Origin of the sequence: Candidatus Nitrospira nitrificans (assembly GCF_001458775.1) — a bacterium.
GTDB lineage: Bacteria > Nitrospirota > Nitrospiria > Nitrospirales > Nitrospiraceae > Nitrospira_D > Nitrospira_D nitrificans.
Genome location: NZ_CZPZ01000035.1, coordinates 66,470 through 79,036 on the forward strand (window position 1 = coordinate 66,470; position 12,567 = coordinate 79,036).

Annotated in this window: 13 protein-coding genes; 1 reads left to right on the forward strand and 12 read right to left on the reverse strand. The window is 56.8% G+C overall.

Going from position 1 to position 12,567, the window contains the following annotated elements; genetic code table 11:
• Window positions 1–22 precede the first annotated feature (22 nt).
• Both COMA2_RS18375 and COMA2_RS18380 read right to left on the reverse strand, forming a co-directional pair.
• Entirely contained in the window at window positions 23–2,227 is a 2,205-nt protein-coding gene (locus COMA2_RS18375) for a catalase (RefSeq protein WP_090901906.1), read from the reverse strand.
• Window positions 2,228–2,503: 276 nt separating this feature from the next.
• Window positions 2,504–3,475 carry a YrzE family protein gene (locus COMA2_RS18380; RefSeq protein WP_090901909.1) on the reverse strand — a complete coding sequence of 324 codons (972 nt, stop codon included), beginning with the start codon at window positions 3,473–3,475 and terminating at the stop codon, window positions 2,504–2,506.
• A gap of 391 nt (window positions 3,476–3,866) precedes the next feature.
• Between COMA2_RS18380 and COMA2_RS18385 the strand changes: the two genes are divergently transcribed.
• The gene (locus tag COMA2_RS18385; protein WP_090901912.1) at window positions 3,867–4,307 is read left to right on the forward strand and encodes a hypothetical protein; all 441 of its coding nucleotides are present in this window, start codon (window positions 3,867–3,869) and stop codon (window positions 4,305–4,307) included.
• Between the two features lie 220 nt (window positions 4,308–4,527).
• Here the strand turns inward: COMA2_RS18385 and COMA2_RS18390 are convergent, their stop codons facing one another.
• The 10 genes from COMA2_RS18390 to COMA2_RS18435 form a co-directional block, all read right to left on the reverse strand.
• Window positions 4,528–5,628, reverse strand: a complete 1,101-nt coding sequence (locus COMA2_RS18390; RefSeq protein WP_090901915.1) for an AI-2E family transporter — start codon at window positions 5,626–5,628, stop codon at window positions 4,528–4,530.
• Between the two features lie 5 nt (window positions 5,629–5,633).
• A complete protein-coding gene (locus COMA2_RS18395) occupies window positions 5,634–6,620 on the reverse strand; it encodes a hypothetical protein (RefSeq protein WP_090901918.1) in 987 nt (328 codons plus the stop codon).
• A gap of 218 nt (window positions 6,621–6,838) precedes the next feature.
• On the reverse strand, window positions 6,839–7,276 hold the full coding sequence (locus COMA2_RS18400) for an SDR family NAD(P)-dependent oxidoreductase (protein ID WP_217490825.1): 438 nt from the start codon (window positions 7,274–7,276) through the stop codon (window positions 6,839–6,841).
• An 18-nt stretch (window positions 7,277–7,294) separates the two neighbouring features.
• Window positions 7,295–7,552, reverse strand: a complete 258-nt coding sequence (locus tag COMA2_RS18405) for an ester cyclase (RefSeq protein ID WP_175304717.1) — start codon at window positions 7,550–7,552, stop codon at window positions 7,295–7,297.
• A gap of 18 nt (window positions 7,553–7,570) precedes the next feature.
• On the reverse strand, window positions 7,571–7,801 hold the full coding sequence (locus COMA2_RS18410) for a hypothetical protein (protein WP_090901923.1): 231 nt from the start codon (window positions 7,799–7,801) through the stop codon (window positions 7,571–7,573).
• 11 nt (window positions 7,802–7,812) lie between these two features.
• The gene (locus COMA2_RS18415; protein WP_090901925.1) at window positions 7,813–8,979 is read right to left on the reverse strand and encodes a zinc-dependent alcohol dehydrogenase; all 1,167 of its coding nucleotides are present in this window, start codon (window positions 8,977–8,979) and stop codon (window positions 7,813–7,815) included.
• Between the two features lie 95 nt (window positions 8,980–9,074).
• Window positions 9,075–10,091, reverse strand: a complete 1,017-nt coding sequence (locus COMA2_RS18420; RefSeq protein WP_175304718.1) for an SRPBCC family protein — start codon at window positions 10,089–10,091, stop codon at window positions 9,075–9,077.
• 119 nt (window positions 10,092–10,210) lie between these two features.
• Entirely contained in the window at window positions 10,211–10,666 is a 456-nt protein-coding gene (locus tag COMA2_RS18425) for a PDZ domain-containing protein (RefSeq protein ID WP_217490826.1), read from the reverse strand.
• A gap of 480 nt (window positions 10,667–11,146) precedes the next feature.
• Window positions 11,147–11,893, reverse strand: a complete 747-nt coding sequence (locus COMA2_RS18430; protein ID WP_090901929.1) for a PRC-barrel domain-containing protein — start codon at window positions 11,891–11,893, stop codon at window positions 11,147–11,149.
• 37 nt (window positions 11,894–11,930) lie between these two features.
• On the reverse strand, window positions 11,931–12,380 hold the full coding sequence (locus COMA2_RS18435; protein ID WP_090901931.1) for a TIGR03067 domain-containing protein: 450 nt from the start codon (window positions 12,378–12,380) through the stop codon (window positions 11,931–11,933).
• Window positions 12,381–12,567 lie beyond the last annotated feature (187 nt).

Below are 12,567 nucleotides of genomic sequence, written 5' to 3' on the forward strand. Positions count from 1 at the left end.
GGATCCGGCCACACCTCATTGCTTATGCCGGGACTTGCCCCTTCAGTTCGCGGTCCCAATGCCGATGTTGCCCGACGGCTTTGATGAACTGCTCGGCGAGAGGGACGATCTTTGCGCCACGACCGACGATGATGCCGGAATCCGTGTTCAGGGGAGCGGTCGGATCCTGGATGGCGGCCTCGGCATGACTCTCCGATCGTCTGTCTTGGCCGGGGTGAGCGGCCAGCAGCAACTTGACGCCCGCGTCGGTGGCGGCGATGGTCTTACAGTGAAGAAACGCCTCCAGAACGAAGGTCAGGGCTTTGGCATCGCCTTTGAGGATCTCGACGGAGGCCTCGCCTCCTGGAATGTAGACGGCATCGAAGAGAGGCGATCCCGCCGTGAGAAAACTGAAATCGATGGGCACCTGCGTTCCCTTCACGCCGGTCACCGTGCCGAGTCTCGGAGCGACGACTTTGGCTTGCGCGCCGGCGGCGGTCAGCGCCTTTTTCATGCCCGCAAGAGCCGCGTCATCGACTCCGTCGGCGGCAAGAATGGCGATCTTGCGGGTGTCGATGCCCTTAATGGTGTTCGCCATGCTGAGGGCTGGTGACCGATCGAGCGACGGGGTTTTAGGCTTCGGTTGAAACTGTTTGATATTGCCGTCCGCCGGAATGCTCATGTTGAGGGGTCCTTCTATTCTAGCCGGCACCTCCGTCCCAAGCCCTTGGGCGACCAGGCCCGCCAATGTGCGATCCACCTGCGCGAGCATTCCCAGCATCCTTGTCCTGATGGCCGCGGTTTCAACCTTTCCCAATTCGAACCGAAAGGCCTGGACAATATGCGCCTTCTCGGCATGGGATTGACTGTTCCAAAACAATGCGGCCTGCGTGAAATGATCGAAGAACTTCTCGCTCCGCGCGCGCGCTTTCTGCCCTTCCAACCGTTGCGCAAAACTGACGAAGCCGCCCATATCGGCCTTGGCCTGCATCGGACATCCACCGCCGAGGGAATTGGGATGGTAGCTCACGCGACCCTGATTGATGGTCTGGCGCATGTGTCCGTCGCGTTGATTGTTATGCACCGGCGCGATGGGGCGATTGATGGGAATCTCATGAAAGTTCGGACCGCCGAGCCGAATCAGCTGCGTGTCGAGGTAGGAGAACAGCCGTCCTTGCAACAGCGGATCGTCGGAAAACTCGATGCCCGGTACCAGGTGTCCTGGGTGAAAGGCGACTTGCTCTGTCTCGGCAAAGAAATTGTCCGGATTTCTATCCAGGGTCAGTTTGCCGATGCGTTTGACCGGCACGAGTTCTTCCGGAATGATTTTCGTCGGGTCCAGGAGGTCGAAATCGAACGCATGTTCGTCTTTCTCCTCGACGAGTTGGACGCCCAGTTCCCATTCCGGGAAATCCCCGTTTTCGATCGCTTCCCACAAGTCGCGGCGGTGAAAGTCAGGATCGAGGCCGGAAATCTTTTGAGCTTCATCCCATACGACGGAATGCACTCCCAGGAGGGGTTTCCAATGAAACTTGACGAACCGGGATTTACCCTTCTCATTGACGAATCGAAACGTGTGCACGCCGAACCCTTCCATCATGCGATAGCTTCGAGGAATCGCCCTGTCGGACATCACCCACATCACCATGTGCATGGACTCCGGCATCAATGAAATGAAATCCCAGAAGGTGTCATGAGCGGCGGCCGCCTGCGGCATCTCATGATGCGGCTCCGGTTTGACGGCATGAACGAGGTCGGGAAATTTCACCGCGTCCTGAATGAAAAACACGGGAATGTTGTTTCCGACCAGGTCGAAATTTCCCTCCTGCGTGTAGAACTTCACCGCGAATCCTCGGGCATCCCGCGCCAAATCGGTCGACCCGCGCGAGCCCACCACGGTGGAAAAACGCACGAAGACAGGAGTGCGTATCGAGGGATCATGGAGAAATGCCGCCTTTGTGTAGGGAGCCATCGACTCGTAGACCTGGAAAAATCCGTGGGCTCCCGCGCCCCGGGCGTGAACGACCCGCTCGGGGATGCGTTCATGGTCGAAGTGCGTGATCTTCTCTCGCAGATGAAAATCTTCGAGCAGCGACGGCCCCCGTTCTCCCGCTTTGAGGGAATTCTGATCGTCGTTTACCCGAAGACCCTGGTTCGTCGTCAGCGATTGGTTGGCGCTGTTCTCTTTGTTCTCCGCGAGGTGCTCGACTTTGCCGTTGTCCTTGCCCTTCTTGGTCCGTTTCATCATGACCGCCCCTTCGTAAATGGTCGCTCGTCGACCCGCCAAATGCTATTGCCATATAGTGGTAATTTGATGGTGAATCAACCTAGGAATAGTCCTAGGCTGATGCGCGCATAAGGAAACAATATATTGAGAAGCGGCTTATGGTATTGAGACTAGGTGTTCACTAGGCATTCTGTTTCGTGAAGCGTATCTCGTGATACGTGAAACGCAGGATCCGGGATTCTGTTCAGCCTGCGCTTCACGCTTCACGAACGACGTGATACGTCGGAATGCATTCCGTCATCCGGCTCGTCGGAACTCTGCTCGATCGCCATATTCTTCCGCCTGCACTTCGAGAGTGAGTGTCTCCGGTGTGCCGGTCATGCCGCCTGCGATCGATACACCTAACGTGACGAGGCCAAGTGCGGCGAGCCACATCGCAATCGTTCCCATACGATCCAGCGCGCGATTGCCGGCTTCAACGGATTGTTGTTTGACTTGCTCGGCCTTGTCCTTCAGAGGCTCTATGAGCCCGATTGTCGATTGCACCAACTGCCTTGCCTGGGGCTCGGTCATATTCATCTTGGTGGTCATGACATTAATGGCTGCGTCACGGTCCAACGCCATGAGCTTTTGCTGCAATTCTCGAAGAGCCGAATCCGCCGTCTGTTGCGGCGGCTGTCCACTTTGTGATGAATCGGCTATGCGGTTCACATCCTTTCGCACCTCGCCTGGTTGGAGCTCCTTTTTCCCTGTCGCCGCCAGGATAGATTCGGTTTGGCGACGCAATTCGTCTATTGAAATTGAGATGCTGTCCCCGTTCAGTTGCGAAGCGGCCGCGGACACGACTGTCGTAGCCCCTTGGCCGAGACTTTGTAGCGTCGCACCGAAGGCGGAAAACACGCCGCCCAACATGGTGGCCATGGCGGTGGTCGTCAACCAAGCGAAGACCAGCCAGTTCACGCCCCAAACGATCAAGCCATGATAGAGGCCGTCGCTTCGCAGCCGGCTGCCGGACATGCGCGCGGTGATATAGCCCCCCATGAAGGCTGAGATGAGCATGGAAACGCCGGTCCAGATTCCGGTCCCGATCGGCACTCCGCTTCCCGATTCGGCATCCTGTAGATCGATCGACCAGGCGCCGATAGCCAGTCCCAGCAATGTGAGCACCAATTGTGTCGCGAGACCCACCACCCATCCTGCCATGACCGCGCCCCATCGCACTCGCACTCCTCCGAATGCCCACTGTTCTATCGTTCGTTCCATCTGCATGAAGACCTCCGTGTAAAGATAAACCTGCCGATCCGCCGTATGCGGAAGGCAAGGTGCTTTTACGTATGCAATTGCAAGACCTTCGCCGGCTCTCAATAATGTGTTGGAATCTTGGGGCCTGGGGAATCGGCGCGCGAAATGCGGGAAGGACCGTTCGATCCATCATGTCTCTATCTAGACAGCATGTCCACGCTGAAAGATTTGCGCGGAGAAGTCCGGTATCGGCCTTGTCTCCTTTTCAAACAATCTTCTCTCCTGTTTTCAGCAGTTAATGAAGTCGAGGACATTCACTGGCGCCGTCCCGCCGACTGGCGTGAATGATTCCGGCAACGGCACATGGGTTGCACTTTGACAAGGCATCGCAACCATTATTTGTTCTAAAGGAGGCAGCATGAAAATTCTTATCGCGTCCACGTTCCTTACCGTAGGAATCGGTCTAGTCGGAAGCATGGGGTTGTTTCTTGCGGCGGGGGCTGAGGAGCACACTACGTCGTCCGCGACACATCAGATGACCCCTAAATTTCCGAAGTCCGATAAATGCACCACTTCGGCGCCGTGCCGCGATGTGATTGGGGAAATTGTGAGAGTCGAGGAATCTTATTGGATTAAGATGCCCAATGGGCACGAGACTCATATGCGCGTCACTGCCGACACGAAGATGGATTCTCGTGTCAAAGTCGGCGATCCGATCGCGGCGCAATTGACGTCGAGCGGCACGGCGGATGCGATCAAAAAGTTGAAGGAGCTGCCGAAGCCCACTGAGTTGAGCATCGAGAAACAAACAAAAGAAGTAGAAGAGCCGACCACGTTAAAAGACATGCGCCAGAAATGAGCAGCTGTCTCCAATAAAACGGTCCGGAGGGCGATTCTTCTTTTCGGTGAACGCCGCCACTGGCAAGAGAACGATGCCGAGATCATAGCCACGGAAGGGTGGCCAGGATCATGGCTGTCCTTCCTGGCGATTGCGTGCTCCTCACGGCAGGAGGACTGTTTCATGGAGGGATCATCGTCCCGATGTGGTCATTCGGCTTCGGAGTGCGAATCTGCTTCCTTTATAGGGATGGGTAGGGAGCGGTGCCCTGGTATTGTTCCTCATAAATTTGAAAGGCCGCCATCGCAATGGCCAACAGAATCGGGCCGAGAAATAATCCGATGAACCCGAAATAAGCAAGGCCGCCGACCGAGGCAAAGAACAATGCCAATACGGGCAAGCTCGCGCCGGATCCGATGAGATAAGGTTGTAGAACATTGTCCATGATCCCCACCAGGCCGCCTCCCACGGCGATCATGACGGCTCCTTTCCAGACCGGTGCGACGACAAACAAGTACAGCGCCACCGGGCCCCACACGAAGAAGGTCCCTCCGAACGGCAGAAGAGACAGTAGTGCGCTGAGCGCCCCCAAGAAAACCGGGAAAGGCACGTCAAGCGACCAAAATGCCAGGCCCGACACGAAGCCCTGGGCCATCGCCGTCAGCAGGGTGCCGCTCACGACCGCGACGATCGTCGTCCGCATGCGCTCGAACAACCTTGCCTTATGGTCGGAATTCAACGGCACGGCGCGATACAACCGATCGAACAGGTGTTGGCCGTCGCGAAACAAGAAGAACAAGGTGAAGAGCATCACGAGAAAATCGGAAGCGATGAGAACGGCATTCTTCGCCACATCAGCCGCTTGGGCGAGCAAAAATCCACTGACCACCCGTCCTCCCGTCATGATTGATGCTTCGAATTCCTCTCGATGGACGATAAGCCGTCCAAGCCATTCCTGACTATAGGCCCCGATCAACGGTACGGTTGAGATGTATTCGGCCGCCTGAGTCAAGCCGCCGGCCTGGAGCCACTGAGCCACATGTTCGTACGCCGCCATGCTTTCCTGCACCAGGGCGAAGACGAAATAGGCGGCGGGGGCCACTGCCAACATCAACACGGCGACCGTCATGATGGCGGCGGCCGGATCAGCTCGACCATGAAGCCGTGCGAGAACCCGCCGATAGATCGGATAGGACACCCGGACCAGGATAATGGCCCAAAGTATCGGCATGAGGAATGGGCTAAAGATGAGTCCCAGGAAGTAGAGCAAGGCCACGAGCAGCGCCAAAAAAAAGAGCGCGAAGATCCGGTTGCGGTCGAAGCCGTTCGATGGATGCGCCATACAACTTATTTCGCCAGCGCCTGTTGAATCAGCACCTGCCGAATCAACATCTCCAAGTCTTGATGCATGAGTTCGACCGTACTGGCAAGGATCTTCAGCATCGCCGCCCGCGCCCGCAAGTCTTGTAGTTCGTAGACGCCTCCTTCGCGAAAAAACAGCGCGAGCCTTTTCTGCTCGATGTCCGAATCAGGCTCCCCCAACCGCCCTTCCTGTCGCCAGGCTTTGATCAACTCCGCTCGATACGTACTGCCGTCCAATTCGGTCTTGGTCTGACGAGTGAGATACCGCCACACAGAAGAGGGAACCAGTGAGCTGGTCTTAGGTCCTTCCCAGACTTCCCGCAGCAAGTTCCGTGGATGGCTGTACTCTTGATGTGTCTCCGCGAACAGAGGCAGCGTGGCGAGTCCGGCAGCAACCGTGCCTCCCCCGATGGCCGCAGCGGCTTCCAAGGCCGTCAATCCGGCCAAGAGCGCTCCTCCCGATGCAACCGCGGCCACGCCGGCCACGACGATGGCGCTCAGCGTTTCGTACCTGACACGACCGGCGTTCTCGTCCTGCAGCCGGTCCGCCACCTGATTGGCGCGATCCGCTTCGCAGTCGATCTCGGCCACCAGGCTGTTGACTTCTTCGATTCCCAGGAGGATACGACCGACCAACTTCTCGCGGATGGTCAGCAATGTGATCCCGTCGGTGCCCCCTTCCTGTTGGAGGGCGTGCAGCTCCCTCAGCAGAGGAAGCGCTTCGATCGCATAGGCGGCATCGAGAGCTCGAAGGGAAAATCCTTCCGGATCCGGCAAATCCTCCGTGACGACGCCGCTTTCACCGACGGGACCTTCCAGCGCCGTCAAGGAGACATTTCGATGAATGGAGGGCGGCTTACAGCGGGACTCAAAACTGCGGGTCTTGTCGTGGCCGGGCGGCGGGAGCAAGCGGCTACATCCGGAAAACAGCACAGCCGAGATAATGCACAAACATAAGAGCAGCGGCATCATACTTAGTGGACGGAATCCCGACTCTTCATCTATCCCCCACTCTCCACTACTCCCTTTGTCCAGCCTCCACCACTCACGCTCCACTCGCTACTGGGGATCTCCCTTGCCGTTTCCTCGCTCGGTTTTCCTCCCGCTCCTTCACCTCGACGGGCGCCGTCCCGACAGCAACACGCCGATGTCCGCGATGGCGTTGAGCTCGAGGGTCATGTGGATGAGATTCAGCGCGGAAGGACCGAGGAGAACCCGATCATGACGCGGCCGCGACCACGTGCCCGCATTTCCCCGCCGACTTTCTGAATCAGATACAGAGTGCCGGTTACATTGGTGTCGATGACATGCCGCACGTCGGCGAAGTCCTGATCGAGAAAAGCCTTCCCCAACCCATGACCGGCGTTGGCGCATAAGACGTCGATGGGATGACCCCTTGCTTCGCGGTACAACTCATCGACACCTTCGAGCGTGGCCAAGTCCGCTTGCACCGCGTCGACAGACACCCCCATCCCTCGAAAATCAACCGCCGCTTGTTCGATTTCCGGCTCATCCGCCGCAATCAATAGATCGAACCCTTGTTCGGCACAGTATTGAGCCAATTCGTAGCCGATGCCGCTTGAAGCGCCGGTCACAAGAGCGAACGGCCTTTCCATGGTATGAGTCATCTCCGTACGACTCCTTTTCTACGTTTCCGGATCTCGTCTGGTCGTCAGACACTCGTCTACAGGCCAGCCGAATTGCTCCCACATCGCAAGCTTGTTCCACTCTTTGATGAATTCAACGAGCTTTCCGTTTTCGACGCGAAACAACGCGCAGGCCGTCCAGCGCGATTTCCTGCCGGTGGGCAGCATGCCCCGGTGTAAGTCACCGCTGTACGTGCCTTCCGCCGTATATCGCATGCAGACACGGTCGCCTTTCGCAAACAGAACGTCGAAGCTCACAACGTGAAGGTCCTTCACCTACTTCATGAGGCGGCCGTGGTCCTCGGCGAATTCTTCCAGCGTATGGACATCAGGGAACGTCGTTGATGCGATGAAGCGATTACCCGGGGCGCAGAGATGGGCGACGGCCTCGGCACTCGCCCGTTTCGGGTCATAAGCGATCTGCATATACTCCGTGACCAAGTCGATATTCTTCTGTTCCTCCGGACTTGGGATCTCCGTGCTGGTTTCCATCGCCGCCGGGCGCATTGAACCCTTCCCTACGGCGTCATCACGATTTTGACGCAGCCGTCCTGCTTGCGATTGAACATGTCAAACCCGAGAGGAGCATCGGACAGCTTCATGCGATGCGTGACGACAAAACTCGGGTCGATGTCTCCACCGGCAATGCGGTCGAGAAGCGGCTTGAGATAGCGCTGGACATGCGTTTGCCCCGTCTTGATCGTCAGCGAGCGATTCATCACCGCGCCCATCGGAAACTTGTCGATGAGGCCGCCGTACACGCCCGGAACAGAGACCGTGCCGCCGTTGCGACAGGCCATGATGGCCTGGCGCAACGCGATGGGACGATCGGACTCCGACATCAGCGCCTGCTTGAACCGATCATAGTAATACAGCGGACCGGGCATGTGCGCTTCCAGGCCGACGGCGTCCATGCAGGAGTCCGGACCCCGGCCGCCTGTGAGTCGCATCAGCATGTCGTAGACATCCGTTTCTTCGTAGTTGATCGTGTCCGCGCCGCCGTCGCAAGCCATGCTGAGCCGCTCGGAAAAACGATCGATCGCAATGACTCGTTCTGCTCCGAGCAGAAAGCAGCTGCGGATCGCGAACTGACCGACCGGCCCGCAACCCCAGATGGCCACCGTGTCCCCTGGTTGAATGTTGCATTGTTCGGCGGCCATATAGCCTGTCGGGAAAATGTCGGAGAGAAAGAGAACTTGCTCATCCGACAAGCCGTTTTCAATTTTCACCGTGCCGACGTCGGCGAACGGCACGCGAACATATTCGGCCTGCCCTCCGGCAAAACCGCCGGTCAAGTGCGAATAGCCATAGATGCCGGCCGGAGAATGGCCGAAGAATTGTTCCGCCATCCATGCATTGGGGTTCGTATTTTCACAAAGGGAGTAAAGTTCGTTTTTGCAAAAAAAACATTGCCCACAGGAAATCGGAAAAGCGACCACGACGCGATCGCCGACGCGACGGTCCTTGACGTCCGGACCCACTTCCACAACCTCGCCCATGAACTCATGCCCCATGATGTCGCCCTGTTCCATCGTCGGGACGAAGCCATTGTAGAGATGCAGCTCCGACCCACAGATTGCCGTCGATGTGACTTTGATGATGGCGTCATACTTGTTGAGAATTCGCGGTTCCGGCACATCCACAACCCGCATGTCCTGTTTACCGTACCAGCAGTTGGCTTTCATGATTTCTCCGTTTCAGGTTTCAAGTTTAAGGTTTCAAGTTTCAGAGTGCGGATTCTGAGAACTTGAAACTTGAAACCAGCAACTCGTAACTGCCGTCAGCGGCGCACGGCTCTGTCATATTTCCACGACGTGCTTTCCGGCCGTCCCGCCGGCTGACCATCCGTCGTGATCACCTCGCCCGTTTCCATCACTTGCTTGAATCGGCGCAGATCCATCTTCACCGTTTGACTCGGATCCTCTCCGAACCAGGCGGCAACGGCGGAGCCCACCGTTCCCAGCGGAGGTCGATATTGCAGTTTCACTGTAACCATGGTGCCCCGGCCGCCTGGGGCGGACTCGAATCGGACCGAACCGGCATGGTCCACTTCGGATCCGTCGACTGAACGCCAGGCGATGCATTCGTTAGAACGGTCCTCGGTAATCTCGGCATCCCACTCGACCGTCGATCCCGCCGGCCCCTTTGCGACCCAGTGCGACAACCGGTCGTCCGTCACCTCAATTCGAACTAGATGCTTCATGAATTGCGGCAAGTTGCTGAGATCCCGCCATCGGCTGTATAACTCTCCCCGCGGACGATCGATAATGAGGGCTGCCGTAATCGGAGTCGTGCCGTTTCTGGTTTCAACTGCCCGGCTCAACTGCTGCGCAACAATGAGATCCATCACCATCGCTCCGGCCACGGAAGCCGTCGCCGCTACCAGTCGACCTCGATCGGACCGACGCGACGTGAGCGCTGCGCTTAAGAGCGCAAAATCAAGCACATCGCCGGCAACGCGAGACCAGATTGCAGTGGTCGGCTTCCGTTGAATCACAATGGCCATGCCGCTGGTTATTTCGCGCAATCCCATCGTACGAATCAGTCCCTCGTGTCCCGGAGGCGCGCCGATTATCCTCGCCAATCGACGAGGCGCTGTCATTTCCGCCAGGCCGAGTCCAATGCCGAACCATCCAAGCCCATACGCCCATTGTTCTTCTTGAGTGAAGTTTCTAGCGCCAGACACATCCGAGCGTCGCGGGACATGCCGGGATGTTCTCCCGTCTCCACTATCATGCTCGACAGCCGTGGCTTGTTCACTCCCACGCTCCGATTTCAAGGGTTGCTGATGTTTCATATGGCCGCTCTTCATAACGTCTCCTTCTACGTCTCCTTCAGGAGGTCTTTCTTGAGTCATCAACATGCGTCAAGGCGTTTTCACGCCGATTTCCAAGAGACTTCACGCCCATCCTGAGATCATGGTCGAGTCTTGTCAGACTGATCTCCTCGGGATCCTGGCTGACCTTCCGTCAGGGTGCCGCTCGACACGCGCATGATGGACAGCTCCCGGGTTCCCTTGATTTCCAACTTTACGGGAGTTCCTGCTTCTCCACGAATCATGGAGACGACCTGCTCATAGCTTTTCCCCGCCACCGGCGTCCCATTGACAGCCACGATCTCGTCGCCATGTTTGAGCCCCGCCGCATAGGCTGGGCTGTCTTGGCGGACACTCATGACATACAGGGCCGCAGGCTCCCCAATCCGGTTAGCCGCTACTTGGATGATTACCCCGATCACCCCCGTCGCCGGTTTTCCATCGTCGCCATGCCCATAGGGGGCTTGGCTTGTGGGCTGATCCGCCTTGGCCGTTACCGTCGCCAAAAGACTCAGAAGGAAACATGTCGCGACAACGACGTCTCTCATCTTTCTCATATATTTCCTCCTCAATATTTTTAACGCGAATGCGATGGGAGACCAGTCCAAGAGAGACCTGCGTTGCGATTCGCACAACCTCTTCCTGAACTCAGGTTCCGACATTTTGCGATGCATTCCTGCAAGAATGCCGGCTGGCGTCACCGTTGCCATGATCGCCACAACCTGGTTCTTCCAGCCGGTCAGGCATCATCGTCGAGGATTCATGAACGACATCTCCCAATGTTTCACAGTTTATGGCGACATGTTCTACTGGGAATATCCCCTGCATCAGCGGGTAGATAACGGGAATCGGCGAAGGATTTGCACACGACACGTAAATTGCCCTTGGCTTCTTTCGCACCAAATAATTGCAATGACCCGGCTCGGCAAGCCACCACCCTTGTTTCTAAGACCACACGAACGGCGAGATGCAGATGAACGAGACTCGCGAGGCCTCTACGCTGTGCCCCTGATGTAGATACCGGCAGCTACCGGTGCCTACGCCGCACCCTCTCCGTAATGTTTGAACAGCGCGACCTCGTAATCCGGCGTGACGGGATTTGACGGATCATGAGCGGGTGCCGATTCAATAGCGCGCCGAGTCAGGGACATAGTGATCGATCGGTTTGCCCAATCGATCTGCTGGATCCGGTGGGTCGGCACCAACACCTTCTTGCCGGGTAGCCAGTTCCGCGTATCGACCTGAACATACCGAATCATCCAATCTTCATCGTTGACGACGAGGTCGTCGAGACGGCCGATTTCGCCGTCCTTTGCATGAATCCCGCAGCCTATGACTTCAGCACTGCTGCGAAGGTAGGATCGTTCCCATGGCTCGGGCAGGAGCGGCTTGTCAATAATCATGGTTGAATCGTCGAGGAAGCGAATCGGATTTCCGTACTCCGGGGAGTCCGGCTGCCAATATGGCTGCCACTGAAAATGCTTATAGTAGACTTCTTCGAATCGGCGCGAGATCGGCTTTGCCCGGTCAATAGACGGAGATTCCTCGATCTGTTTCTTCCGGAGATTGATCCTTAGGGAGGCGTCCGCATCATCGATATCTGCGATTGTAACCGGCGCAATGAGCACCTCACGACCCATGAGCCGACCGTCGGTCCTCATGACGAGGTATCGGACTATCCAGGTTTGATCGTCGAAATAAAGCTCCTGTACCGTTCCCACCCGTCCGTCGTTTCCATACAGGGTCGATTTGGCGAAGTCTCGTACGCGTCGGTATTGCTTCATACGCTCTCCGAACACGATAGTTGGGTGGCCGTCGAGGCTATCCAGCCTTCGCTAGGACAAACATCTGCTGCCGTTCCCCGGCTTTGAAATCCGTGGGCGGCCGGCCGTTCGGCAAGGCATAAATCAGTTGGACCTTGTTTTGTTCGGCTTGGATTAAACCCTTCGCAACCTGACCGACCTCCGGAGCCTTGGTGCTGATCATCGTGATGTGCCAAGGCGTTTGTTGTGTGTCGAGCGTATAGGTCGCCGCAAACATTTCTTTCCGCTCTTTGTCGTAGGCCACGATCGTGGTATCGCTGATAATAATAATGGCCGCATTGTTCAACTCGTTCTGATCGATTGGAGCGCCGTTGCGCTCGCCGCCGACAATTCGATATTCTCCAGTGACATTGACTTTCTGCTGCTCCGGGGAGCGCGCGGTACAGGCCTGCATGAGGACAAGAAGAATGGCGAACGCAAAGCAATATTGTGCTTTTGGATAGACCATGAGATCCCTTTCTCTTGAGCGATTCAGGTGTATGTGTTTCGGACGGATATCGGGGATGATCGGACGGGGCTACCGCTTCTGATGCATTGTGCCTTTTCAATCCGGCGATGATGTCGCATGTTCACCATCCGCCCCATTGTCATCCCTGTGAAGACCATAAATAAATATTGGTACACCTCTTCTTCGG

What these genes read in the sequence shown, in the direction of transcription:
- COMA2_RS18395 (WP_090901918.1), bottom strand. Translation starts at nt 6,620, where the DNA reads ATGATGCCGCTGCTCTTATGTTTGTGCATTATCTCGGCTGTGCTGTTT.
- COMA2_RS18420 (WP_175304718.1), bottom strand. Translation starts at nt 10,091, where the DNA reads ATGAAACATCAGCAACCCTTGAAATCGGAGCGTGGGAGTGAACAAGCC.
- COMA2_RS18390 (WP_090901915.1), bottom strand. Translation starts at nt 5,628, where the DNA reads ATGGCGCATCCATCGAACGGCTTCGACCGCAACCGGATCTTCGCGCTC.
- COMA2_RS18425 (WP_217490826.1), bottom strand. Translation starts at nt 10,666, where the DNA reads ATGAGAAAGATGAGAGACGTCGTTGTCGCGACATGTTTCCTTCTGAGT.
- COMA2_RS18400 (WP_217490825.1), bottom strand. Translation starts at nt 7,276, where the DNA reads ATGACTCATACCATGGAAAGGCCGTTCGCTCTTGTGACCGGCGCTTCA.
- COMA2_RS18415 (WP_090901925.1), bottom strand. Translation starts at nt 8,979, where the DNA reads ATGAAAGCCAACTGCTGGTACGGTAAACAGGACATGCGGGTTGTGGAT.
- COMA2_RS18375 (WP_090901906.1), bottom strand. Translation starts at nt 2,227, where the DNA reads ATGATGAAACGGACCAAGAAGGGCAAGGACAACGGCAAAGTCGAGCAC.
- COMA2_RS18430 (WP_090901929.1), bottom strand. Translation starts at nt 11,893, where the DNA reads ATGAAGCAATACCGACGCGTACGAGACTTCGCCAAATCGACCCTGTAT.
- COMA2_RS18435 (WP_090901931.1), bottom strand. Translation starts at nt 12,380, where the DNA reads ATGGTCTATCCAAAAGCACAATATTGCTTTGCGTTCGCCATTCTTCTT.
- COMA2_RS18410 (WP_090901923.1), bottom strand. Translation starts at nt 7,801, where the DNA reads ATGCGCCCGGCGGCGATGGAAACCAGCACGGAGATCCCAAGTCCGGAG.
- COMA2_RS18380 (WP_090901909.1), bottom strand. Translation starts at nt 3,475, where the DNA reads ATGCAGATGGAACGAACGATAGAACAGTGGGCATTCGGAGGAGTGCGA.
- COMA2_RS18385 (WP_090901912.1), top strand. Translation starts at nt 3,867, where the DNA reads ATGAAAATTCTTATCGCGTCCACGTTCCTTACCGTAGGAATCGGTCTA.